Below are 22648 nucleotides of genomic sequence, written 5' to 3'. Positions count from 1 at the left end.
CCGCCTCTGGTTTTGTTGTTAAACATCAGCAAATCGTAATTTGCTTGAGCAGGACTTGCAAGGCGTTCAGGCGTGCCCGGTGCTGCCGAAACCGCCCTCGCCGCGATCGCTGGCGGAAAATTCATCGACCACGTTGAAACCGACCTGCAGAACCGGCACGACGACGAGCTGGGCGATGCGTTCGAGCGGCGCGATGGTGAATGGGAGCTGACTACGGTTCCACATCGACACCATAAGTTGCCCCTGATAGTCGCTGTCGATCAACCCGACCAAGTTACCAAGGACGATGCCGTGCTTGTGGCCGAGGCCCGAGCGCGGCAGGATCATCGCCGCCAGCCCGGGATCGGCAAGATGGATGGCAAGCCCGGTCGGCACCAGCACAGTCTGCCCCGGCGCCAGTTCAAGCGCCTCGTCGAGGCAGGCGCGCAGGTCCAGACCAGCTGAACCGGGCGTCGCGTAATGCGGCGGGTTGTCCTTGAGGCGGGAGTCGAGAATCTTGACGTCGATGCGATGCATTAGAGATTTCCTGTCAGTCGGGCAATATGTTCGATCAGTTGCCGGGCCAGCACGTCCTTGCTGGCCGGTGCGAGAGGATGGCTGCCGTGGTCGTCGAACAGCACCAGCCGGTTGTCGTCGCCGCCGAAGCCGTCCTGGATCAGGTTGCCGGCGATCAACGGGATTTTCTTCTTCTGCCGCTTGGCTTGCGCGTACTCTTCGAGATTGCGGCTTTCCGCCGCGAAACCGACGCAAAAAGGCGCGCCCGGCATAGCCGCAACTTCGGCCAGGATGTCCGGATTCTCGACCAGCTCAATCGCCGGCACGCCGCCGTGGTCCTTCTTCAACTTGTGCTCGGCGGCATTGGCGACCCGGTAATCGGCGACCGCGGCAACGCCGATGAAGATATCCGAAGCCGCCGCCCGCGCCATCACCACGCCGTGCATGTCGAGCGCACTGCGCACCATGATCCGCTCGACACCCAGCGGTGCCGCCAGCGCCACCGGCCCGGAAACCAGAGTGACTTCGGCACCGGCCTGCCGCGCGGCGCGGGCGATCGCATAGCCCATGCGCCCGGACGACAGGTTGGTGATGCCGCGCACCGGATCGATCGCCTCGAAGGTCGGCCCGGCAGTGAGCAGCACGCGCCGCCCGGCCAGGCATTTGGCGGCCAGGAAATCGATCACCTGCTCGACGATTTCCTCGGGCTCGAGCATCCGCCCCACCCCGACCTCACCGCAGGCCTGGGCGCCGCTGGCCGGACCGAGCAGGCCGACACCGTCCGCCGCCAGTTGCGCGACGTTGCGTTGCGTCGCCGGGTTCTCCCACATCTGGCGGTTCATCGCCGGCGCCACCAGCAACGGGCAAGCACGCGCCAGCACCATGGTCGCCAGCAGATCGTCGGCCAGGCCATGAACGATGCGCGCCAGGAAATCGGCCGTCGCTGGCGCCACCAGAATCAGGTCGGCCTGCCGCGAGAGATCGATATGCGCCATCCCGTTCGGCATCGTCGGATCCCACTGGTCGGTGAATACCGGTTTGCCGGACAGGGCCTGGAAGGTGGTCGGCGTGACGAAATGGGTCGCCCCCTCGCTCATCGCCACCTGGACATCTGCCCCCTGGCGCACCAAGAGGCGGACCAGTTCCGCTGCCTTGTAGGCGGCGATGCCGCCCGTGACACCGAGCACGATACGCTTGCCACTTAATTCCATTGTCATTTGTCGGTAAGATAGCCGGACCCGTATTCTACTGGAGTCCGGAACATGGCGATCACCGATTGGCCGGCCAGCGAAAGACCACGCGAGAGACTGCTCGCCCTCGGGCCGCAAGCACTGTCCGACGCCGAACTGCTGGCGATCTACCTGCGCGTCGGCGTGCGTGGCCGCAGCGCCGTCGACCTCGCCCGCGAACTGTTGCGCCGCCACGACGGCCGCCTGAGCAAGCTGGCCACCGCACCGCTGGCGCAACTGGCGGCAACGCCGGGAATCGGCCAGGCCAAGGCGGCGCAACTGCAGGCCAGCTTCGAACTGGCGCGGCGCGCCCTCGCCGAGGAAATGGGCGAACGCGACAACTTCAGCTCGCCGGAGCTGGTCCGCGACTGGCTGCGCCTGCAATTAGCGATGCACCAGCACGAAGTCTTCATGGCCCTCTGGCTGGACGCGCAGAACCGGCTGCTGCTCGCGGAAACCTTGTTTACCGGCACCCTGACCCAAACCTCGGTTTATCCTAGGGAAGTCGTCAAGCGCGCCTTGAGCACCAATGCCGCCGCCGTCATCCTGGCGCACAACCATCCTTCGGGTCTGGCCGAACCATCGAGTGCCGACCAGTTGCTGACCGGCAGCCTCAAGCAGGCGCTGGCGCTGGTCGACGTCCGCCTGCTCGACCATTTCATCGTTGCCGGCAACGCCCGCCCGCTTTCGTTCGCCGAACGCGGGCTGATTTGATTCGAAAAAAGCTTGCCCTGACAATACCTTCCGGTTAGAATCACGGGCTTTCTTCTAGCCAATTCTGGAGCACCATCATGGCGCGAGTCTGCCAAGTAACGGGTAAAGGCCCGATGGTTGGGAACAACGTTTCCCACGCCAATAACAAAACGAAGCGCCGCTTCCTGCCGAATTTGCAGTATCGTCGCTTCTGGGTCGAAAGCGAGAACCGCTTCGTCCGTCTGCGCGTTTCCAACGCCGGTCTGCGCGTCATCGACAAGAAGGGCATTGATGCCGTCCTGTCCGACCTGCGCGCCCGCGGCGAAATCTAATCAAGAGGAACTGACAAATGGCTAGCAAAGGCGGTCGCGAAAAGATCAAGCTGGAATCCACCGCGGGTACCGGTCACTTCTACACCACTTCCAAGAACAAGCGCACGACGCCTGAAAAACTGGAATTCATGAAGTACGACCCGAAGGCTCGCAAGCATGTGGCCTACAAGGAAATCAAGCTGAAGTAAGTTCAGCCGATGCAAAAAAACCCGCCGCTGGCGGGTTTTTTTTGCCGCCCGAATCAGTTTTCCCGCTTTGCCAGCAGCAAGGCATACAACGCAATCCCGGCAAACAGCAGCAACGACCAGTTGGCCATCGACAGCCCGAGGAAAACCCATTCCTTGCTCGAGCAGAATCCAGTCGCCAGGAAAAGCGATGGCCACTCCATACCCAGCCAATCAACCAGACGCTCGATCACGTCGGGATCGGTGAAACCGCACTCCGGCGCCAGGTCGGGAAAAGCCTGCATCCAGGTCTGGTAGGCCGCGATCCCGACCCCGAGCAACGCCAGCCCGCCAATCGCCAGCGCCGATAGTGAAGCGATAAGAGGCACCAGGAACCCGAGCAAGGCAAGGCCGCCGATCACCAGATAGAGGACGCGCTGAAAGATGCAATAAGGGCAAGGCGAAAGACTGAGCAGGGACTGCAACTGCATGCCGGCCGCAGCGACGCCGAAGCTCCCCATAGCCAGCGCGGCAAACCAGGCCCGCTGAGGATAGCGGGAAAACAAGCTGCGAAAAAAAGCAAACATCTAAATCTCCAAAAACAACAAGACAGGACAATATTTCGCAAAAATCTTGCGAACAGGGCGTGCATACCGCAGAATGTAAAAATAACGCGCCCAAAAGGCCACATTATTGCGGAGACAAGTTTTGCCCAACCCTTCCCCTCAGCGGGACAGCGAGCATCTGCTCGCCCTGCTCGCGGCGTGTAACACGCCACGGCTATCGGCCTCCGAGGAGGCCTCAATGTTACGCCAACAATGCCAGCTCCTCGTCGATCGCGGCGGCTATCTCTCGGCTAGCGTTTCGCTGGCCAGCACCGGGGGGGCTGACAAGACCGAAGAAGACACCCGTGTCATCGCCCATGGCGCTGCCTCGCCAAGCGCCCCCGCCCTCTCAGGAGACGCGGCAAGATTGACTCTTCATCTTGATGAAGCACAGCGGCTGGGAAAACTGCTCATTGAAAAGAGCGGACGGGATTTTACGACCGCAGAACGTCTCGCGCTCGACATCGTGGCCAAAAACATCGGCGCCACGCTGTCCCGGATCCGTCAAGCAAGCGCCGGAAAACAACTGGAATCCCGCTTGCGCCAGCTTTCCCGGGCGCTTGATTCGAGCCTCAACGGGGTGATGATCACGTCCTCGACCCAGCTCGACCATCCTATCGTCTACGTCAACCCGGCATTCGAGAAGATCACTGGCTACTCCGCCTCTGAAGTCATCGGTCGCAGCGGTCGCTTCCTGATCGGTCATGACCTGCAGCAACGCGGTCTGGCGGCGATTCGCGAGGCGCTGCGCAAACGCCACCAGGCCCATGCCATCTTGCGTAATTATCGCAAGGACGGCTCCCTGTTCTGGAACGAACTATTCATCGCCCCGGTGCGCGACGAAAGCGGTAGTTTCACCACGCATTTCGTCAGCATCATCAATGACGTCAGCGAACGCATCGGTTACGAGAGGCAACTGGAATTCCACGCCAACCATGACCCCCTGACCGGTCTGGCAAACCGTAACCTGCTCAACGACCGAATCGCGCAGGCGATCGTCCGGGCACGAAGCGACGGCATGATGACTGGTTTGCTGCAACTCGGTCTGGACCGCTTTCGCTGGATCAACGACAGTCTCGGCCACGCTTCGGCAAACGAAGTACTGAAAGAGGTGGCACAGCGCCTGCGCGAATGCGTTCGCGATACCGACACCGTAGCCCGGCTCGCCGGTGACGAATTCGTCATCGTCATCGGCAGATTGACGACGACGAACGAATTGGCCGGCATCGCCAACAAGATACTGCGTCTTGTCAATCAGCCCATCCCTTGCGCCGATCGGGAAATCGTCGTCACTGCGTCGATCGGCGCCGCCATCTACCCCGGCGACGGAGAGCAAGGGGATACCCTGCTGCGCCACGCCGATATCGCGATGCATCAGGCAAAGGCGGAGGAGCGCAACAGCTATCGCTTTTTCATGCCGACCACTCGAGCCTCCGTCATCGACCGCCTCAGCCTGGAAGGCGATTTGCGTCACGCCATCGCGCACGATGAGTTGGTGGTGCATTATCAACCCCTGGTTGAACTGAGCGGCGGCACGATCATCGGCGCCGAAGCGCTGGTGCGCTGGCAACATCCGCAACGCGGCTTGATCCCTCCCGACGAATTCATCCCGCTGGCGGAAGAAAGCGGCCTCATCATCGACATCGGCGAACAGGTCTTGCGTCAGGTTTGCCGCGACCTCGGCCGATGGCGCGACAGTGGCTTGCAAGCTGGCCGGATATCGATCAATCTCTCGGCCCGCCAGTTCCGGCGCGACGGCCTCGCTGCCAGCATCCACCGGAGTCTCACCGAATCAGGCATTGGCGGACGACAGTTGGCCTTCGAAGTGACCGAAAGCGTGGTCATGCACGATCTCGAGCACACTGCGCAGGTACTGACCGAAATTCGCGAGCTGGGTGCCAGCATTTCGCTCGACGACTTCGGCACCGGCTACTCCAGTCTCGCCTACCTGCGCCGCCTGCCAATCGACATCTTGAAGATCGATCGCAGCTTCGTTCGTGACCTGCACCTCGAACCCGACGCCGCAGCCATCGCTCATGCCGTCATCGCCATGGCGCACAAACTCGGGCTTGGCGTCGTCGCGGAAGGTGTCGAATGCGCTGCGCAACTGGCCCTGCTGCGGGAATTCGACTGCGAAGAAGGCCAGGGCTTTCTGTTCAGCCGCCCGTTGCCGCCCGAACAATACGCCATCATCCTGAAACAAGGACGGCTGCCACTGGCCTCCCCACCAGCCGACGCCCCCCGCCGCCCGAGCAAATGGAACACGCCAGCGCCCCGGCGAACAGAAAGATCACTGGGCATCGGCAACGCCGCACCTTGATCTTCCCTATGGACCGCGGCTCCTCCGCTCGCTAAACTGGCGTCCATGACCACGCGCATCCTGCTTGTCGAAGACGACGAACGTCTGGCCGGACTGACGGCCGAATACCTGTCCCGCAACGATCTCGAAGTCAGCATCGAGCCCCGCGGCGACACCGCCGAGGCTCGCATACTCGCCGAACAGCCCGATCTCGTCATCCTTGACGTGATGCTGCCCGGCAAGGATGGGTTCGAAGTCTGTCGCGGCGTCCGCCAGCAATACCGTGGCGTCATCCTGATGCTTACCGCCCGTGACGAGGACTTCGACCAGATTCTTGGTCTCGAACTCGGCGCTGACGACTACATCGCCAAACCGGTACAGCCGCGCGTCCTGCTGGCGCGGATCAAGGCCTTGCTGCGCCGCCTGCCGGTCAGCGGCGACGATGCCGGCGACAGCGACTCGCAGGTCTTCGGCCAGTTCCGCATCAGTCAGGCAACCCGCACCGCCACCCTCAACGCTCAACCGATCGACCTGACCACCGCCGAGTTCGACCTGCTCTGGTTGCTTGCCAGCCATGCCGGCAACGTGCTGTCGCGCGACGACCTGCTGCAGGAGTTGCGCGGCATCGGCTTCGACGGCCTCGACCGCTCGATCGACGCCCGCATCTCCCGACTGCGCAAGAAGCTGAACGACGATCCAGAGAACCCGACGCGCATCAAGACCGTACGCGGCAAGGGCTACCTGTTCAGCAAGCATGACTGGAACTGAGGGAGAAGCCGGCGCGCCCTCCGGCAAGCCAGGCCGCCAGGGACTGGCCCGCTCCTTGTTCCGGGTATCTTTGCCACGCTGGCGAGGCAGCCGCTACAGCCTGTCCAAGCTCTTCCTCAATTTCTACCTGCTGGCGATGGGCTCCTTCGTCGCCATCGCCTTCATCGCCGATTTCATCATCTCGACGGCGCAACAGGGCATCACCGACGACTACGCCCGCCGCTTCATGCGCGGCACCATCACCCTGATCGAAGATGAACTCTTCCGCCACCCCCGACGCCAGTGGGAACGCAAGATCCGGGAAATCGACGGAAAGTTTTCCTACAAGCTCGATATCGTCGAACGCCGCTCGCTCGACATCCGCCTGACCAGCGCCCAGGTCGAGAAACTCGATGCCGGCGACATCGCCATCGCCCACGACCACGACGTGATGTATCACCGCCTCGGCACCAGCAGCAAGGTGCTGGTCGTCGGCCCGCTATCGGCCACCCACAACCCGGAACACAACGAACGCCTGCCGCTCGATCTGCGGCTGCGACTACTGACCTGGAGCCTGATTGGCGTCATTTTCGCGATCGCCCTCTGGTTCTGGGTGCGCCCCGTCTGGCGCGATCTCGAATCGCTGCGCCAGACCGCCCGCGACCTCGGTGACGGCGACTTCGAAGCGCCGCCGCCGGTGGTGCATACGCAACTGTTCGCGCCGCTCGCCGACACCCTGATCAGCATGTCGGAGCGGGTTCGCCAACTGCTGGCAACGCACCGAGAACTTTCCTGTGGCATTTCGCACGAACTGCGCACGCCGATTGCCCGCATGCGCTTCGCCCTCGAAATGCTTTCGGAAACCACCGAGATCGGCGAACGCCAACGCCTTTGGGCGATGATGGAAGCCGACCTCGACGAACTGGATCAATTGATCGATACCAGCCTGACCTACGCTCGTTTCGAACGAGAAGCCCCGGAAGCCCATTTTTCCAGCGTCGCTTTCGCCGACTGGCTGAGCGACGAGGTCGACTCGGTCAGGCTGCTCGGTCGCCAGTTGAATGTCAGGGTCGATACCAGCCTGCTACCGGAAAACCTTCGGGTTGATCTCGACCGCAAGGCAATGCCCTACGCGCTACGCAACCTGCTGCGCAATGCCTTCAAGTATGCCGCGCGTGAAATCCGGGTCAGCAGCGAACTCCTCGGCGACCAGATTGCCGTTCATGTCGACGACGACGGCATCGGCATCCCGGAAGGCGAACGCGAACATATCTTTTCCGCCTTCACCCGTCTTGATCGCTCACGCGACCGTTCGACCGGTGGCTATGGTCTGGGCCTGGCGATTGCCAGGCGCGTTCTCGAACTGCACGGCGGAACCGCCTACGCCGCCGCATCGCCGCTTGGTGGCGCCCGCTTCACCCTGAGCTGGAAAGCGCACCAGTAGTTGCCGGTTACACACCGTCATCATACAAAGCCTTGCGGTTACTTCACCGCAACCTAGCCAGCACAGCCCCGACCAGAGGTATTACCTAGAATGACAGCCATGACGAACCCGGCTTCATCCCAGGAAATGGAAGAGGACATCATGCTCGAAAGCAACATCAAGGCATTCATTGCCGCCGCCCGCTATTACCTGCTCGGCCTTCTGCCTCCGCCAGCAACCCAGCAACTGGCAACCATACCTGCCAGGCGCCAAGCTTGATCGGTCTCGCCGTGTCGGGTGATCTGCCTTTCCACGAGAGTCTGGCGGTATTCCTTGGCGTCACCGGGACGCAATGGCTGATTGAGGGCGACGCGGACCCGTTTATTGCACTGCTGCTGGCGCTGGCGGTTGGTGTGGCAATTGGTCTGGCAAGATATCTGCGCTCGATTCACCGGGACTGAATCGCCCCGTCGCCTACAGCAGGTCTTTCTTATCTGCCTCAGCGCGTCAGCCAATAGAGCGCGGCAATCGTCTTGGCGTCCGTTATCTCGCCGTTGAATATCGCTTGCCTGGCATCGGCCGGCGAAAGCTCCAGAACATCCAGGAATTCATTGTGATCGAGCGCCTGCGCGCCAAGCGAATGCAGGCCACTGGCAAGGAATATCTCGATCCGTTCGTCGGCATAGCCGATACAAGGATGCATCGTCCCCAGGTGTGTCCATTCCGCAGCCCGATACCCGGTTTCTTCGAGCAGTTCGCGTTGCGCGGTATCAAGCAGGGTTTCCCCAGGATCGATCTTGCCCGCGGGCAACTCCAGAAAGACCCGCCGCAACGGGTAACGGAACTGCCGCTCGAACAGCAGGCTACCGTTGGGCAACTGCGCCAGAATCACCACTGCGCCGGGATGGCGGATATATTCCCTGACCGAGATCTTGCCGTCGGGCAGACGCACACGGTCTCGCCTGACGTCAAGCATGACGCCTTTGAATACCGATTCGCTCTCGACCTCGGTTTCCTTCAGGTGGCTATCCATCTCCATGGTCCACTCCCAAAAAAAACGCCCCGACCAGCGGGGCGTCGTTTCGAATTGAAAACTCGATTTACAGCGAGCGCAACAGGGCGTAAGCGCAAAGCGACATCAGCACCTGCGGGAAGACGCCAAGCACGGCCACCGCCAGACCGTTGACCGAAATCAGCAGGCGCATGTCGAGACCGGCCGCAATCGGGGTTTCGTCGGCGGGCGCATCGAAGTACATCAGCTTGACGACGCGCAGGTAGTAGAAGGCGCCGATCAGCGAGAAGAGGATGGCGACGATTGCCAGCCACAGATAATCGGCAGCGACGACCGCCTGCAGCACCGAGAACTTGGCGAAGAAGCCGATGAAGAACGGCACCCCGGCCATCGAGAACATCAGCATCATCATGATCGCCGCGAACCACGGGCTACGCTTGTTCAAGCCCTTGTAGTCGTCGAGATTGTCGGCCTCAAAACCGGCACGCGCCATCAGCAGGACGACACCGAAGGTACCGGCCGACATCAGGACGTAGGAAATCACGTAGAACATCGACGAACTGTAGGCGTTGAGGGCGTAGCGCGCATCCCCGGAAACGACGCCGGTGACGATGCCGAGCAGCATGAAGCCCATGTGCGAGATCGCCGAGTAGGCCAGCATCCGCTTCAAGCTGGTCTGAGCGATGGCGGCGAGGTTGCCGACGGCCATCGACAACACCGAGAGGACAATCAGCATGTCCTGCCAATCGGCCGCCAGGGTGATCAGACCACCAACCAGCAGGCGCATGACGATGGCGAAGGCGGCCAGCTTCGGCGCCGAACCGATGAGCAAGGTCACCGTCGTCGGCGCACCGTGGTAGACGTCAGGCACCCACATGTGGAAAGGAACGACGCCGAGTTTGAAAGCCAGCCCGGCAACCAGGAAAACCAGACCGAAGACCAGCACGGTACGGTTGCTTTCAGCGTTGTAGAGGGTCTCGGCGATCTTGGTGATTTCAAGCGTGCCGGTGCCGCCATAGATCATCGACATGCCGTAGAGCAGCATGCCGGAAGCCAGCGCACCAAGGATGAAGTACTTCATCGCCGCTTCAGTGGAAGCAACGCTGTCGCGGTTCATCGCCACCATACCGTAGAGCGACAGCGAGAGCAGTTCCAGACCCACGTAGATGGTGACGAAGTTGTTGGCCGAGATCATCACCATCATGCCCAGCGTCGCCGTCAGCGCCAGTACGTAATACTCGCCCTTGTTCATTGTCGGGCGGTCGAACAGGTAACCCCGCGAGTAGAACAGCACGACAATCATCGTCATGTAGACGAAGAGCTTCAGCAGGTCGGCCATCATGTCGTCGACGAACATGTTGCTGAAGGTGTAAGTGATGTCGGCGGTACTGGTATAGACCTGGATCGCGGCACAACCGAGCAGCGTCAGTTGCGTCAGCAGGAAGGTCGGCGTCCGGCGGCTGTCCTTGACGAACAGGTCGACCATCAGGATGACCAGCAACATCGCCGCCAGGAAAATTTCCGATGCAGCGGGCAGGAGATCGGGAACAACGAAATTGTCGAACATGTCGGCTACCGTTTATTGAATCTTGCTGATGGCCACGTGACGCAGCAGGTCATTGACCGATGCGTGCATGAAGTCGGTGAAGACCTGCGGATAGAGACCCATCCACAGGGTGCACAGGGCGAGTACGGCGAGGATGGCGAATTCGCGGCCATTGATGTCGCTCAACTCGGCTACGTGATGGTTGGCGACTTCACCGAAGATCACCCGCTTGTACATCCACAGCGTGTAGGCAGCGCCGAGGATCAGCGAGGTGGCGGCGGCGAAGGCAACCCAGAAGTTGAACTTGACGGCGCCCAGGATGACCATGAATTCCCCGACGAAACCGGAAGTCGCCGGCAGGCCGGCATTGGCCATCGAGAACAGCATGAACAAGGCGGCAAACTTCGGCATGGTGTGGACGACACCGCCGTAATCGGCAATCTGCCGGCTATGCACGCGGTCGTACATGACGCCGATCGAGAAGAACATCGCGCCGGACACAAAACCGTGCGAAACCATCTGCACCAGCGCGCCTTCGATACCCAGCGAACTGAACATGAAGAAGCCCAGGGTGACGAAGCCCATGTGCGCGATCGACGAGTAAGCGACCAGCTTCTTCATGTCTTCCTGGACCAGCGCGACGAAGCCGATGTAGACCACAGCGATCAGCGACAGCGCGATGACCAAGCCGGACAATTCGTGCGATGCATCGGGTGCGATCGGCAGCGAAAAGCGCAGGAAACCGTAAGCCCCCAGCTTGAGCGCGATCGCCGCGAGCACGATCGAGCCGCCAGTCGGCGCTTCGACGTGGGCATCGGGCAGCCAGGTATGCACCGGCCACATCGGCACCTTGACCGCAAAGGCGACCAGGAAGGCGAGGAAGACACCGATCTGCGGCGCCATGCCGAGCGGCAACTGGTGCCAGTCAAGAATCGAGAAGCTGCCGCCGGACTGGAAGAACAGGTACATCTGGGCAATCAGGAAGAGCAGCGAGCCGAACAGGGTGTAGAGGAAGAACTTGAAGGCCGCATAGACACGGCGCACGCCGCCCCAGACGCCGATGATCAGGTAAAGAGGAATCAGCGAGGCTTCGAAGAAGACGTAGAAAAGGATGCCATCGAGCGCGGTGAAGATGCCGTTCATCAGCCCGGACATGATCAGGAAGGCGGCCATGTACTGGGCGACCTTTTCCTGGATCACTTCCCAGCCGGCGGCGACGACGATGATCGTGATGAAGGCGTTGAGGATCACGAACAACATCGAGATGCCATCGACCCCGAGGTGATAGTGGATGTTGAATCGCGGAATCCAGCTATGCAGTTCGACGAACTGCATCGCGCCCTGCGACACATCGAACCCGGTCCACAACGGCAGGGTGACCAGGAAGCCAAGTACTGCACCGACCAGGGCGAGCATCCTGGCCATGGGCGCATTGCGGTCGCCACCGGTCAGCAGGACGATACCGCCTGCGACGATGGGAACCCAGATGGCGAGAGATAGCAGCGGGTAATTCGACATGTTATTCCTTGCTGTTCTGCGGGCGATTCATGCTATGCGCGGTTGATCCACCAAGTCATCATGGCCAGCAGACCGATGATCATGGTGAATGCGTAGTGATAAACGTAGCCGGTCTGGAACAGCCGGGTGATGGTCGAAACCCAGCCGACCACCTTGGCCGAACCATTGACGATCAGGCCGTCGATGATGCCAACGTCGCCACCGCGCCAGAGCACCTTGCCGAGCAGGCGCGAGCCACCGGCGAAGACGGTCTCGTTGATCTGGTCGAAGTAGTACTTGTTTTCGAGAATCGTGTTGATCGCCGAGAAACGACGCTGGATCGCCGCCGGGATGTCCGGCCGCTTCATGTAGAAGAACCAGGACAGCGCGACGCCAGCCAGCGCCAGGAAAAACGGCAGCGACGTGAAGGCGTGCAGGCCCATCGCGGCAGCGCCGTGGAATTCCTCGATGAAATGCGAGAACGCCGGATGCGCCACTTCGTCGATGTGGATGACGCCCTTGAAGTAGTCGCCGCCAAGCATCGGACCGATGCCGATGTAACCGATGACCACCGACGGTATCGCCAGCAGCACCAGCGGCAGGGTCACCACCCACGGCGTTTCGTGCGGCTTCTGGCCCGGTGCCAGGCCATGGTGGTGATCGTGGGCGACTTCTTCGTCGTCGTGATCGCCATGGTGTTCGTGATGATGGGCGTCGTCAGCCTTGCCGAAGCGCTCTTCGCCGTGGAAGACCAGGAAATACATGCGGAACGAGTAGAAGGCGGTGACGAAGACACCGGCCAGCACGGCAAAGTAAGCGAAACCGGCGCCCGGGATGTACGAGAGCTTGACCGCTTCGATGATCGAATCCTTGGAATAGAACCCGGCCAGGAACGGCGTGCCGATCAGTGCCAGCGAGCCGATCAGCGAGGTGATCCATGTGATCGGCATGTACTTCCTCAGACCGCCCATGTTGCGGATGTCCTGGTCGTGGTGCATGCCGATGATCACCGAGCCGGCGGCGAGGAACAGCAGCGCCTTGAAGAAGGCGTGCGTCATCAGGTGGAAGATCGCCACCGAGTACGCCGAAGCCCCCAGCGCCACCGTCATGTAGCCGAGCTGCGACAGCGTCGAGTAGGCGACGACGCGCTTGATGTCGTTCTGGATGATGCCGAGGAAGCCCATGAACAGCGCGGTGATGGCGCCGATGGTGATGACGAAGGACAGTGCCGTCGTGGACAACTCGAACAGCGGCGACATCCGCGACACCATGAAGATGCCGGCGGTGACCATGGTCGCGGCGTGGATCAGCGCCGAAATCGGCGTCGGGCCTTCCATCGAATCCGGCAGCCAGACGTGCAGCGGCACTTGCGCCGACTTGCCCATGGCGCCGATGAACAGGCAGATGCAGGTGACGGTCATCAGCGACCACTGCTGATCGCCCCAGATGTTGATCTTGGCGTCGGCAAGCGACGGCGCCGCCTTGAACACTTCGGCGTAGTCGAGCGTGCCGAAATGCGCCAGCACCAGGCCGATGCCGAGGATGAAGCCGAAGTCGCCGACGCGGTTGACCAGGAAGGCCTTCATGTTGGCGAAGATCGCCGTCGGCCGGGTGTACCAGAAGCCGATCAACAGGTAGGAAACGAGACCGACCGCTTCCCAACCGAAGAAGAGTTGGGTGAAGTTGTTGGCCATCACCAGCATCAGCATCGAGAAGGTGAACAGCGAGATGTAGCTGAAGAAGCGGTTGTAGCCCGGATCATCGTGCATGTAGCCGATGGTGTAGATGTGCACCATCAGCGAGACGAAGGTGACGACCAGCATCATCGTCACGGTCAGCGTGTCGATCAGGAAGCCGACCTCGAACTTGTAGTCGCCGCTGGTCAGCCAGGTGTAGACCGGGCCGTTGAAGGTGTTGCCGGCCATCACGTCCTGGAAAATGAACAGCGAGGCGACGAAGGCGATGGCGACACCGGCGATGGTCGCCGTGTGGGCGACCCAGCGCGGGATGACGCGGCAGAAAAGGCCGGCGATCATGGCACCGATCAGGGGCGCCATCGGCACGAGCAGGTAGAGTTTTTGCATTTCCATGGTTAACCCTTCAGGCTGCCCAGGTCATCCACGTGGATGCTCTTGAGGTTGCGGAACAGCACGATCAGGATCGCCAGGCCGATGGCGGCCTCGGCGGCGGCGACGGTCAGGATGAAGAAGACGAAGATCTGCCCGGAGAGATCGCCCAGATAGTGCGAGAAGGCGACGAAGTTCATATTGACCGCGAGCAGCATCAGTTCGATCGCCATCAGCAGGACGATCAGGTTCTTCCGGTTGAGGAAGATGCCGACCACGCTGATCGCGAACAGGATCGCGCCAAGGATCAGGAAATGGGAAAGTGAAAGCGTCAGCATGTTGGCCCCGGGTCAGTCTTTTTCAACAGGCATCTGGATCACGCGCATGCGGTCCTTGGCCTTGACGAAGACCTGCGTGTTCGGATTGGAAATCTTCGATTTCTTCGGCCCGCGGTAGGTCAGCACGATGGCGGCGATCATGCCGACGAGCAGGATGATCGAGGCGAGTTCGAAGGGGAACACGTAATCGGTGAACATCAGCGTACCGATTTCCTTGGTGTTCGACACGCCAGCCGGAACGACAGCTTCGGCGGCCGGCACCTGGAAGTACTTGCTACCGAGTACCAGTCCCATCTCGAGAACCATCAGCAGGCCGAGTACGGCGCCGAGCGGCAGGTATTGCCAGAAGCCCTCGCGGATACGGTCGAGGTTGATGTCGAGCATCATGACGACGAACAGGAAGAGCACCATGACCGCGCCGACATAGACGAGGATGATGGCGATCGCCAGGAACTCCGCCTGCAGCAGCGCCCAGATGCCACCGCAGGTGAAAAAGGCAAGCATCAGGTGCAGCGCGGCATACACCGGGTTGCGCGCGGTGATCACGCGCAGCGCGGCGAACACCAGGATCGCGGAGAGGAAGAAGAAAACGGCAGTCGGGAAATCCATCGCGGGCACCTGTCAGCGGTAGGGCGCATCAAGCGCGCGGTCTTCGGCAATCTGCGCTTCATAGCGCTCACCGTTGGCCAGCAGCATCTGCTTGGTGTAGTAGAGGTCGCCGCGCTTTTCGCCGTGGTACTCGAAAATGCGCGTTTCGACGATCGCGTCGACCGGGCAGGCTTCCTCACAGAAACCGCAGAAGATGCACTTGGTCAGATCGATGTCGTAGCGGGTGGTGCGACGCGAACCGTCGTCGCGCGGCTCAGCCTCGATGGTGATCGCCATCGCCGGACAGATCGCCTCGCACAGCTTGCAGGCGATGCAGCGTTCCTCGCCGTTCTCGTAGCGGCGCAGCGCGTGCAGGCCGCGGAAACGGCCGCTTTGCGGCGTCTTTTCTTCTGGATACTGGACGGTGATCTTACGGGCAAAGAAATACTTGCCCGTCACCGACATGCCTTTCAACAGCTCCTTGAGGAAGAGGCTGTTGAAGACTTCCATCATCGAACCCATTCTTATTCTCCTCAGTTCCAGATGTTCAGCGGGGACAGCATCCACGCCCCGACGACGACCAGCCAGATCAGGCACAGCGGCAGGAAGACTTTCCAGCCCAGGCGCATCAGCAGGTCATAGCGATAACGGGGGAAGGTGGCGCGGAACCACAGGAAAAGGACGAGCACGAAGAACATCTTGGCGAACAGCCAGAGGATGCCGTCGGGCAGGAAGCCGACCGGCGAGAGCCAGCCGCCGAGGAACAGCAGCGAGGTCAGCGCGGAGACCAGGATCATGTTCGCGTATTCGGCCAGGAAGAACAGCGCGAAGGCCATGCCGGAGTATTCGACGTGGAAACCGACGATTTCCGATTCGCCTTCGGCGAGGTCGAAGGGCGCGCGGTTCAGTTCGGCGGTGCCGGCAATCAGGTAGACCACGAACATCGGCAGCAGCGGCAGCCAGTTCCACGACAGGAAACCGAGGCCGAAATCGGCGAAGCGCCCGCTCGCCTGACCATTGACGATCTCACCGAGATTGAGGCTGTTGGAAACCATCAGCACGGTGATCAGCGAGAAGCCCATGGCGATTTCGTAGGACACCATCTGGGCAGCGGAACGGATGCCGCCGAGGAAGGCGTACTTGGAGTTGGACGCCCAGCCGGAGAGGATGATCCCGTACACGCCGATCGAGCTGATCGCCATGATGTAGAGCAGGCTGGCGTCGATGTCGGCGAGCACCAGACCGTCGCCGAACGGCACCACGGCCCAGACCGCCAACGCCGGCGCCATCGCCAGCATCGGCGCGACGATGAAGACGCCCTTGCTCGAACTGCTGGGAACGATGACTTCCTTGAGCAGCAGCTTGAGGCCGTCGGCGATCGGCTGGATCAGGCCGTAGGGGCCGACCCGGTTGGGACCGATACGGACCTGCATGTAGCCAATCACCTTGCGCTCGACCCAGGTCAGGTAGGCAACGCCCAGCAGCAGCGGAGCAACGATCAGAACGATCTTGATCAGGGTCCACACGGCCGGCCAGACGCCGCCGAAGATCCCCTGTCCGAAATTCATCAGTGCGTCCATTTATGCACGCTCCACGGAAATCGCGCCGAACATCTCGCCCAGCATTGCGGTCGTCGGATGGGCCGCGGCAACGCGGACACAGTTTGCCGGCACCTTGTCGTCGGCCTGGGCAAGCAGGGTGGCAACCCCGTCGCCCTGCCGGACACGAACCGTCGCCCCGGCCTCAATACCCAGTGCAGCGAGGGTCGCGGCGGCGGCGCGCAGGATCGGCGCCTTGCCGTCGGCCGTCTGCTGCAGGGCCGGTGCGCGGCGCGCCATGGCATCGGCAAAATGGATCGGCACATCGGCGATGCGCTGCAACCCGCCACTGGCGACGGCCGGCAAGGCCACGGCGACACCGCTCAGCCCGTTGTCGAGGCCGGCGGCGAACTCCTTGTCATCACCCAACACCTCGTCACGCACCGCTTCGCTGCTCATGTAGTCGAAACCGTCGAGCGCCAGCACGTTGCCGAGGACGCGCAGCACCTTCCAGGCCGGACGCGCCGCGCCAAGCGGCTTGACGACGCCATTGAAGGACTGGATGCGCCCCTCGATATTGACGAAGGTGCCGGAGGTTTCGGTGTAAGGGGCGAGCGGCAGCATCACGTCGGCGTAATCGAGCGCCGGATCATGCTTGAACGCCGACATGACGACGACCATTTGCGCCTGGCGCAGCGCGGCCAGGGCCTGCTGCGGGTTGGCGCAGTCGAATTCCGGCTCGACGCCGAACAGGACATAGCCCTGACGCGGCTGCTCGAACATCTGACGGGCGTTGGCAGCGGTCGGCAGGGCGCCAGCGAGGTGGGCACCGACGGTATTCGCGGACTCGCCAAGGAAACCGACGCTGGCGCCGGTGATTTCACCGAGCAGGCAGGTCAGCGCATGGATCTGGGTGGCATCGGCCGATTGCGTGGCAACGTTGCCGAGGAAGAGCGCGCGTTTTTCACCGTCGAGCAGGCTTTGCGCGATCTTGCGGCTTTCGTCGCAGACCGCGACATTTTCCAGACCGGCCGGCGTCGCCATTCCCTTGGCTTCAGCCGCAGCACGCACCACCGCCGCCAGCGCGAAGACCAGTTGCGAAGGCGCAACGGTCAGCCGGCCGTGCAGGTTGATCAGCTGATCGTCCGCCGTCACCGAGACGAGGCTGACCTTGGTGTATTTCTTGGCGGCCTGGCGCAGGCGTTGGGCGATCAGCGGGTGATCCTTGCGCAGGAAGGAACCGATCACCAGCGCCGCGTCGAGATCCTTGATTTCGGCCAGACGCAGGCCAAGCCACGGCGCGCCGGCGCGCTTGCCATCGCTGGTGAAGTCGGACTGGCGGGCGCGGAAATCGACGTTGCCGCTGCCCAGCCCCTTCATCAGCTTGCCCAGCAGGTAGAGTTCCTCGACCGTGGCGTTCTGGGTCGCCAATGCGGCGACAGCGTCGCCGCCGTGGTCGCGGACGATGTCCTTGAGACCGTGGGCGACGTAGTCAAGTGCGACGTTCCAGTCACATTCGACCCACTCGCCACCCTGCTTGACCATCGGCTTGGTCAAGCGCTGATCGGTATTGAGTGCCTGGTAGGAGAAACGCTCCTTGTCGGAAATCCAGCACTCGTTGACCGCATCGTTCTCGCGCGGCAAGACGCGCATCACGCTGTCGTGCTTGACCTGGACGACCAGATTGGCACCGACCGAGTCATGCGGGCTGACCGACTTGCGCCGCTGCAGTTCCCAGGAACGCGCGGTGTAGCGGAAAGGCTTCGAGGTCAGGGCACCGACCGGGCACAGATCGATCATGTTGCCCGAGAGCTCGGAATCGACCGAGCGGCCGACGAAGGTCTGGATCTCGGAGTGCATGTTGCGGTTGGCCATGCCGAGTTCCATGATGCCGGCGATTTCCTGGCCGAAGCGGACGCAGCGCGTGCAGTGGATGCAGCGGCTCATCTCTTCCATCGAGATCAGCGGACCGACGTTCTTGTGGAAAACGACGTGCTTCTCTTCAGTGTAGCGGCTCTGCATCGGGCCGTAGCCGACCGACATGTCCTGCAGCTGGCATTCGCCACCCTGGTCGCAGATCGGGCAATCGAGCGGATGGTTGATGAGCAGGAATTCCATCACCCCCTTCTGCGCCTTGACGGCGAGATCGGAGTGGGTGAATACCCGCATGCCGTTGGTCACCGGCGTTGCACACGCGGGCAACGGCTTCGGCGCCTTCTCCACCTGCACCAGACACATGCGGCAGTTGGCGGCAATCGAGAGTTTCTTGTGATAGCAGAAATGCGGGATGTACACGCCCAACTGCTGCGCGGCGTCCATCACCGTGCTGCCGTCGGGCACTTGCGCTTTCTTGCCGTCGATTTCGATTTCTAGCATGTCGCTACCTTGTAGCCAGTTTTCTTGAACGACCCGTCAGGCCGGGATCTTGTGGAAACCGCTGCCGGCCCATTGAACATCCTTGGGTACCAGACAGGTCTTGTGTTCGATGTGGTATTCGAATTCGCTGCGGAAGTGCTTGATGAAGCTCTGCACCGGGAAAGCCGCCGCGTCGCCGAGTGCGCAGATGGTACGACCGGCGATGTTGCCGAGCACGCTGTTGAGCAGATCCAGATCCTCCGGCTTACCCTGCCCGTTCTCGATCCGATGCACCACCTTGTACATCCAGGCCGTGCCTTCGCGGCAGGGCGTGCATTGGCCGCAGGACTCTTCGTGATAGAAGAAGGACAGGCGCTCAAGTGCCTTGACCATGCACACCGTCTCGTCCATGACGATGACCGCGCCGGAGCCGAGCATCGAGCCGCCCTTGCTGATCGAGTCGTAATCCATGGTGCAATCCATGATCACCTCGGCCGGCATGATCGGCGCCGACGAACCGCCGGGAATGACCGCCTTCAGCTTGCGCCCGCCGCGCATGCCGCCGCACATCTCGAGCAGCGTCGCGAACGGCGTGCCGAGCGGAATTTCGTAGTTGCCCGGGCGATTGACGTGGCCGGACACCGAAAACAGCTTGGTACCGCCGTTGTTCGGCTTGCCCAGGTTGAGGAACTCCTCGCCGCCCATGTTCAGGATGAAGGGGATGGAAGCGAAGGTTTCGGTGTTGTTGATCGTCGTCGGCTTGCCGTAGAGACCGAAAGAGGCCGGGAACGGCGGCTTGAAGCGCGGCTGGCCCTTCTTGCCTTCGATCGATTCGAGCAGCGCGGTTTCCTCGCCGCAGATGTAGGCGCCATAACCGTGATGGGCAAACAACTCGAAGCTGAAATTGGAACCGAGAATGTTCTGGCCGATGAAACCGGCGGCGCGGGCCTCGTCGAGAGCAGCCTCGAAGCGCTGGTAGATTTCCCAGATTTCGCCATGCACGTAGTTGTAACCGCGCGTCGCCCCCATCGCGAAGGCGGCGATGGCCATGCCTTCGATGACGGCATGCGGGTTGTAGCGCATGATGTCGCGGTCCTTGAACGTCCCCGGTTCGCCTTCGTCGGTGTTGCAGACGATGTACTTGTCACCGGGGAAGGAACGCGGCATGAAGGACCACTTCAGACCGGTCGGGAAGCCGGCGCCGCCACGACCGCGCAGCACGGACTTCTTGACTTCGCTGATCACGTCTTCCTGGGTCATCCCGCTTTGCAGGATGCGCTTCAGTTGCTCGTAACCGCCGCGCGCCACGTAATCCTTCAGCGACCAGCCATCGTCGCCCTTGAGACCGGCCATCAGGACCGGGTTGATCGCCCCCATCATGGCCATTACTTGCACTCCTCGAGCAGCTTGTCGATCTGTTCCGGGTGCATGTGGCTGCACATCGAACGGTTGTTCACGATGAACACCGGCGCGTCGCCGCAGGCCCCCATGCACTCGCCTTCCTTGAGCGTGAATTTGCCGTCGGCGGTCGTTTCGTTGTAGCCGATGCCAAGCTTCTGCTGCAGGTATTCGCCGGCGTGATAGCCGCCGGACAGGGCGCACGGCAGGTTGGTACAGACCGTGATCTTGTACTTGCCGACCGGCTTGAGGTCGTACATGTTGTAGAAGGAAGCCACCTCGTAGGCCGCGATCGGCGGCATGCCGAGGTAGTCGGCAACGGCCTCGATCGCTTCCGGCGGCAGCCAGCCCTTCTCTTCCTGGGCATGGGCCAGACAGGCCATGACCGCCGACTGTTTCTGATCGGCGGGGTACTTGGCGACCTCGCGGGCGAATTTCTGTAGGGTGTCAGCGGAAAACATCAGCGGTCAATCTCGCCAAAAACGATATCCTGGGAACCGATGATCGTCACGACGTCAGCCAGCATGTGGCCGGTTGCCATTTCGTCCATCGCCGCCAGATGGGCAAAGCCGGGCGCACGAATCTTCATGCGGTAAGGCTTGTTGGCGCCATCGGAAATGAAATAGATGCCGAACTCGCCCTTCGGATGCTCGATCGCCGCATAGGCTTCGCCGGGCGTGACATGGATGCCTTCGGTGAACAGCTTGAAGTGGTGGATCAGTTCTTCCATGTTCGACTTCATCGCTTCGCGCTTCGGCGGCGCCACCTTGTGGTTATCGACGATCACCGGGCCGGGGTTCTTGCGCAGCCAGTCGACGCACTGCTTGATGATGCGGTTCGACTGCAGCATCTCTTCCATGCGGACGAGGTAGCGGTCGTAGCTGTCGCCGTTGACGCCGACCGGAATGTCGAAATCGACCTTGTCGTAGGCAGCGTAAGGCTGCTTTTTGCGCAAATCCCAAGCGACGCCGGAACCGCGCAGCATGGCGCCAGTGAAGCCGAGCTGCATGGCGCGCTCCGGACTGACGACACCGACGTTGACCAGACGCTGCTTCCAGATCCGGTTGTCGGTCAGCAGGGTGTGGTATTCCGAATGGTATTTCGGGAAGCGCTCGGTGAAGTCCTCGATGAAATCGAGCAGCGAGCCGCTGCGGTTGTCGTTGAGTTCCTTCGCCTTCTTGGCACTGGTCCAGGTCGACTCGCGATATTGCGGCATGCGATCCGGCAGATCGCGATAGACACCGCCCGGCCGGTAGTAGGCCGCGTGCAGACGGGCGCCGCAGACCGCCTCGTAGGCGTCCATCAGGTCTTCGCGCTCGCGGAAGGTATAGAGCGCCATGGTCATCGCGCCGACGTCGAGGGCGTGACAGCCGATCCACAGCAGGTGATTGAGGAGACGGGTGATCTCGTCGAACATCGTCCGGATGTACTTGCCGCGCTCCGGTACCTCGATCTGCAACAGCTTTTCGACGCCGAGGCAGTAGGCGTGCTCGTTACACATCGTCGACACGTAGTCGAGACGATCCATGTACGGCACCGACTGCACCCAGGTGCGGGTTTCAGCGAGCTTCTCGGTTGCCCGGTGGAGCAGGCCGATGTGCGGATCGGCGCGCTGGACGACTTCGCCGTCCAGTTCCAGCACCAGACGCAATACGCCGTGCGCTGCCGGGTGTTGCGGACCGAAGTTCAGGGTGAAATTGCGGATATCAGCCATGTGCCGGATCTCCGTAGGTGTCTTCGCGGACGATGCGCGGCGTGTTTTCACGCGGTTCGATGGTGACGGGCTGATAGACGACGCGCCCCTGATCGGGGTCGTAGCGCATCTCGACATGCCCGGAAATCGGGAAGTCCTTGCGGAAGGGGTGGCCGATGAAACCGTAATCGGTCAGGATGCGACGCAGATCCTCGTGACCGACGAAGGCGATGCCGTACAAATCGAAGGCCTCGCGCTCGAACCAGTTGGCGCTCTTCCACAGCGAAGTCACCGAATCGACCGCCGGGAAAGCATCGTCCTCGGCGAAAACGCGTACCCGCAGACGGAAATTGTGCGCGATGGACAGCAGATGGGTGACGGCGGCAAAGCGACGCCCCGTCCAGGCGCCATCGCCGTAGGTGGAGTAATCGACGCCGCAGAGGTCCATCAATTCCTCGAAGGAAAAATCGGCCTCGTCGCGCAACGACTTCATGAACTCGAAATAGTCGACCGCGGCAACTTCCACGGTCAACTCGCCCAGGGCAAGCTTCGTCGACTGCAGCTTTTCCCCGAAACGTTCCTGCAGTTTTTGGCTAAGCGCTTCCAGCTTGGCAGACATAAGGAATCAGC

At 61.5% G+C, this 22648-nt stretch carries 24 protein-coding genes; 8 read left to right on the top strand and 16 right to left on the bottom strand.

What is annotated here, in order from left to right:
- Positions 1-66: 66 nt before the first annotated feature.
- Together dut and coaBC are read right to left on the bottom strand one after the other, a co-directional pair.
- Positions 67-516, bottom strand: a complete 450-nt coding sequence (gene dut, locus ACLIIZ_RS11085; RefSeq protein WP_416692175.1) for a dUTP diphosphatase — start codon at positions 514-516, stop codon at positions 67-69.
- Positions 516-1706 (bottom strand): bifunctional phosphopantothenoylcysteine decarboxylase/phosphopantothenate--cysteine ligase CoaBC, encoded by a 1191-nt coding sequence (gene coaBC / locus ACLIIZ_RS11080; protein ID WP_416692199.1) that lies wholly within the window; start codon positions 1704-1706, stop codon positions 516-518. The genes dut and coaBC overlap by 1 nt, the downstream gene beginning before the upstream one ends.
- A gap of 51 nt (positions 1707-1757) precedes the next feature.
- Here coaBC and radC point away from each other — a divergent pair, with 51 nt between their 5' ends.
- The 3 genes from radC to rpmG all read left to right on the top strand — a co-directional run bounded on the left by radC (position 1758) and on the right by rpmG (position 2937).
- Positions 1758-2438 (top strand): RadC family protein, encoded by a 681-nt coding sequence (gene radC / locus ACLIIZ_RS11075; RefSeq protein ID WP_416692173.1) that lies wholly within the window; start codon positions 1758-1760, stop codon positions 2436-2438.
- A 77-nt stretch (positions 2439-2515) separates the two neighbouring features.
- Positions 2516-2749: a 50S ribosomal protein L28 gene (gene rpmB / locus ACLIIZ_RS11070; RefSeq protein ID WP_374326538.1), complete on the top strand. Its 234-nt coding sequence runs from the start codon at positions 2516-2518 to the stop codon at positions 2747-2749.
- A gap of 17 nt (positions 2750-2766) precedes the next feature.
- Positions 2767-2937, top strand: coding sequence for a 50S ribosomal protein L33 (gene rpmG / locus ACLIIZ_RS11065; RefSeq protein WP_374326537.1), 171 nt, complete (start codon positions 2767-2769; stop codon positions 2935-2937).
- A gap of 53 nt (positions 2938-2990) precedes the next feature.
- Here rpmG and ACLIIZ_RS11060 read toward each other — a convergent pair whose 3' ends face one another.
- A complete protein-coding gene (locus ACLIIZ_RS11060) occupies positions 2991-3479 on the bottom strand; it encodes a disulfide bond formation protein B (RefSeq protein ID WP_416692171.1) in 489 nt (162 codons plus the stop codon).
- 238 nt (positions 3480-3717) lie between these two features.
- Here ACLIIZ_RS11060 and ACLIIZ_RS11055 point away from each other — a divergent pair, with 238 nt between their 5' ends.
- The 5 genes from ACLIIZ_RS11055 (at position 3718) to ACLIIZ_RS11035 (ending at position 8448) form a co-directional block, all read left to right on the top strand.
- The gene (locus ACLIIZ_RS11055) at positions 3718-5838 is read left to right on the top strand and encodes a putative bifunctional diguanylate cyclase/phosphodiesterase (protein WP_416692169.1); all 2121 of its coding nucleotides are present in this window, start codon (positions 3718-3720) and stop codon (positions 5836-5838) included.
- Between the two features lie 45 nt (positions 5839-5883).
- Complete coding sequence (locus ACLIIZ_RS11050) at positions 5884-6585, top strand: winged helix-turn-helix domain-containing protein (RefSeq protein WP_416692168.1); 702 nt, start codon at positions 5884-5886, stop codon at positions 6583-6585.
- Complete coding sequence (locus tag ACLIIZ_RS11045; protein WP_416692166.1) at positions 6572-8008, top strand: ATP-binding protein; 1437 nt, start codon at positions 6572-6574, stop codon at positions 8006-8008. The genes ACLIIZ_RS11050 and ACLIIZ_RS11045 overlap by 14 nt, the downstream gene beginning before the upstream one ends.
- A gap of 99 nt (positions 8009-8107) precedes the next feature.
- Complete coding sequence (locus ACLIIZ_RS11040; RefSeq protein ID WP_416692164.1) at positions 8108-8266, top strand: hypothetical protein; 159 nt, start codon at positions 8108-8110, stop codon at positions 8264-8266.
- Positions 8263-8448 carry a hypothetical protein gene (locus tag ACLIIZ_RS11035; RefSeq protein WP_416692162.1) on the top strand — a complete coding sequence of 62 codons (186 nt, stop codon included), beginning with the start codon at positions 8263-8265 and terminating at the stop codon, positions 8446-8448. Before ACLIIZ_RS11040 ends, ACLIIZ_RS11035 begins: the two co-directional genes overlap by 4 nt.
- A 38-nt stretch (positions 8449-8486) precedes the next feature.
- Here ACLIIZ_RS11035 and ACLIIZ_RS11030 read toward each other — a convergent pair whose 3' ends face one another.
- From ACLIIZ_RS11030 to ACLIIZ_RS10970, 13 genes are all read right to left on the bottom strand, one after another.
- The gene (locus tag ACLIIZ_RS11030) at positions 8487-9026 is read right to left on the bottom strand and encodes an NUDIX domain-containing protein (RefSeq protein ID WP_416692160.1); all 540 of its coding nucleotides are present in this window, start codon (positions 9024-9026) and stop codon (positions 8487-8489) included.
- 61 nt (positions 9027-9087) lie between these two features.
- Entirely contained in the window at positions 9088-10566 is a 1479-nt protein-coding gene (nuoN, locus tag ACLIIZ_RS11025; protein ID WP_416692158.1) for an NADH-quinone oxidoreductase subunit NuoN, read from the bottom strand.
- Positions 10567-10578: 12 nt separating this feature from the next.
- Positions 10579-12063, bottom strand: coding sequence for an NADH-quinone oxidoreductase subunit M (locus ACLIIZ_RS11020; RefSeq protein ID WP_416692156.1), 1485 nt, complete (start codon positions 12061-12063; stop codon positions 10579-10581).
- Positions 12064-12095: 32 nt separating this feature from the next.
- Complete coding sequence (gene nuoL, locus ACLIIZ_RS11015) at positions 12096-14132, bottom strand: NADH-quinone oxidoreductase subunit L (protein ID WP_416692154.1); 2037 nt, start codon at positions 14130-14132, stop codon at positions 12096-12098.
- A gap of 2 nt (positions 14133-14134) precedes the next feature.
- Positions 14135-14446, bottom strand: a complete 312-nt coding sequence (gene nuoK / locus ACLIIZ_RS11010) for an NADH-quinone oxidoreductase subunit NuoK (RefSeq protein ID WP_234087476.1) — start codon at positions 14444-14446, stop codon at positions 14135-14137.
- 12 nt (positions 14447-14458) lie between these two features.
- Positions 14459-15055 (bottom strand): NADH-quinone oxidoreductase subunit J, encoded by a 597-nt coding sequence (locus ACLIIZ_RS11005; RefSeq protein WP_374326526.1) that lies wholly within the window; start codon positions 15053-15055, stop codon positions 14459-14461.
- A 12-nt stretch (positions 15056-15067) separates the two neighbouring features.
- Positions 15068-15556: an NADH-quinone oxidoreductase subunit NuoI gene (nuoI, locus tag ACLIIZ_RS11000; protein WP_374326525.1), complete on the bottom strand. Its 489-nt coding sequence runs from the start codon at positions 15554-15556 to the stop codon at positions 15068-15070.
- An 11-nt stretch (positions 15557-15567) separates the two neighbouring features.
- The gene (gene nuoH / locus ACLIIZ_RS10995; protein ID WP_416692152.1) at positions 15568-16614 is read right to left on the bottom strand and encodes an NADH-quinone oxidoreductase subunit NuoH; all 1047 of its coding nucleotides are present in this window, start codon (positions 16612-16614) and stop codon (positions 15568-15570) included.
- Positions 16615-18948, bottom strand: coding sequence for an NADH-quinone oxidoreductase subunit NuoG (nuoG, locus tag ACLIIZ_RS10990; protein WP_416692150.1), 2334 nt, complete (start codon positions 18946-18948; stop codon positions 16615-16617).
- Between the two features lie 36 nt (positions 18949-18984).
- Positions 18985-20313, bottom strand: a complete 1329-nt coding sequence (gene nuoF, locus ACLIIZ_RS10985; protein WP_416692148.1) for an NADH-quinone oxidoreductase subunit NuoF — start codon at positions 20311-20313, stop codon at positions 18985-18987.
- Positions 20313-20786, bottom strand: coding sequence for an NADH-quinone oxidoreductase subunit NuoE (gene nuoE, locus ACLIIZ_RS10980; protein ID WP_374326521.1), 474 nt, complete (start codon positions 20784-20786; stop codon positions 20313-20315). The genes nuoF and nuoE overlap by 1 nt, the downstream gene beginning before the upstream one ends.
- On the bottom strand, positions 20786-22039 hold the full coding sequence (locus ACLIIZ_RS10975; protein WP_416692146.1) for an NADH-quinone oxidoreductase subunit D: 1254 nt from the start codon (positions 22037-22039) through the stop codon (positions 20786-20788). Before ACLIIZ_RS10975 ends, nuoE begins: the two co-directional genes overlap by 1 nt.
- Positions 22032-22637, bottom strand: coding sequence for an NADH-quinone oxidoreductase subunit C (locus tag ACLIIZ_RS10970; RefSeq protein WP_416692144.1), 606 nt, complete (start codon positions 22635-22637; stop codon positions 22032-22034). The genes ACLIIZ_RS10975 and ACLIIZ_RS10970 overlap by 8 nt, the downstream gene beginning before the upstream one ends.
- Positions 22638-22648: the final 11 nt, after the last annotated feature.

This window comes from Azonexus caeni, from assembly GCF_048146105.1.
GTDB lineage: Bacteria > Pseudomonadota > Gammaproteobacteria > Burkholderiales > Rhodocyclaceae > Azonexus > Azonexus aromaticus_B.
Note: the sequence above shows the minus strand (reverse complement) of the source record. Positions and strands in the feature narration are given on the sequence as shown.

Excerpts from the sequence above, each read along its gene's own strand:
- ACLIIZ_RS10970 (WP_416692144.1), bottom strand. The coding sequence starts at position 22,637 with ATGTCTGCCAAGCTGGAAGCGCTTAGCCAAAAACTGCAGGAACGTTTC.
- ACLIIZ_RS10975 (WP_416692146.1), bottom strand. The coding sequence starts at position 22,039 with ATGGCTGATATCCGCAATTTCACCCTGAACTTCGGTCCGCAACACCCG.
- rpmB (WP_374326538.1), top strand. The coding sequence starts at position 2,516 with ATGGCGCGAGTCTGCCAAGTAACGGGTAAAGGCCCGATGGTTGGGAAC.
- ACLIIZ_RS11040 (WP_416692164.1), top strand. The coding sequence starts at position 8,108 with ATGACGAACCCGGCTTCATCCCAGGAAATGGAAGAGGACATCATGCTC.
- nuoN (WP_416692158.1), bottom strand. The coding sequence starts at position 10,566 with ATGTTCGACAATTTCGTTGTTCCCGATCTCCTGCCCGCTGCATCGGAA.
- ACLIIZ_RS11050 (WP_416692168.1), top strand. The coding sequence starts at position 5,884 with ATGACCACGCGCATCCTGCTTGTCGAAGACGACGAACGTCTGGCCGGA.
- ACLIIZ_RS11045 (WP_416692166.1), top strand. The coding sequence starts at position 6,572 with ATGACTGGAACTGAGGGAGAAGCCGGCGCGCCCTCCGGCAAGCCAGGC.
- coaBC (WP_416692199.1), bottom strand. The coding sequence starts at position 1,706 with ATGGAATTAAGTGGCAAGCGTATCGTGCTCGGTGTCACGGGCGGCATC.
- radC (WP_416692173.1), top strand. The coding sequence starts at position 1,758 with ATGGCGATCACCGATTGGCCGGCCAGCGAAAGACCACGCGAGAGACTG.
- nuoF (WP_416692148.1), bottom strand. The coding sequence starts at position 20,313 with ATGGCCATGATGGGGGCGATCAACCCGGTCCTGATGGCCGGTCTCAAG.
- ACLIIZ_RS11020 (WP_416692156.1), bottom strand. The coding sequence starts at position 12,063 with ATGTCGAATTACCCGCTGCTATCTCTCGCCATCTGGGTTCCCATCGTC.
- nuoI (WP_374326525.1), bottom strand. The coding sequence starts at position 15,556 with ATGGGTTCGATGATGGAAGTCTTCAACAGCCTCTTCCTCAAGGAGCTG.
- nuoK (WP_234087476.1), bottom strand. The coding sequence starts at position 14,446 with ATGCTGACGCTTTCACTTTCCCATTTCCTGATCCTTGGCGCGATCCTG.
- ACLIIZ_RS11055 (WP_416692169.1), top strand. The coding sequence starts at position 3,718 with ATGTTACGCCAACAATGCCAGCTCCTCGTCGATCGCGGCGGCTATCTC.
- ACLIIZ_RS11005 (WP_374326526.1), bottom strand. The coding sequence starts at position 15,055 with ATGGATTTCCCGACTGCCGTTTTCTTCTTCCTCTCCGCGATCCTGGTG.
- rpmG (WP_374326537.1), top strand. The coding sequence starts at position 2,767 with ATGGCTAGCAAAGGCGGTCGCGAAAAGATCAAGCTGGAATCCACCGCG.
- ACLIIZ_RS11030 (WP_416692160.1), bottom strand. The coding sequence starts at position 9,026 with ATGGAGATGGATAGCCACCTGAAGGAAACCGAGGTCGAGAGCGAATCG.
- nuoH (WP_416692152.1), bottom strand. The coding sequence starts at position 16,614 with ATGGACGCACTGATGAATTTCGGACAGGGGATCTTCGGCGGCGTCTGG.
- nuoG (WP_416692150.1), bottom strand. The coding sequence starts at position 18,948 with ATGCTAGAAATCGAAATCGACGGCAAGAAAGCGCAAGTGCCCGACGGC.
- nuoL (WP_416692154.1), bottom strand. The coding sequence starts at position 14,132 with ATGGAAATGCAAAAACTCTACCTGCTCGTGCCGATGGCGCCCCTGATC.
- dut (WP_416692175.1), bottom strand. The coding sequence starts at position 516 with ATGCATCGCATCGACGTCAAGATTCTCGACTCCCGCCTCAAGGACAAC.
- nuoE (WP_374326521.1), bottom strand. The coding sequence starts at position 20,786 with ATGTTTTCCGCTGACACCCTACAGAAATTCGCCCGCGAGGTCGCCAAG.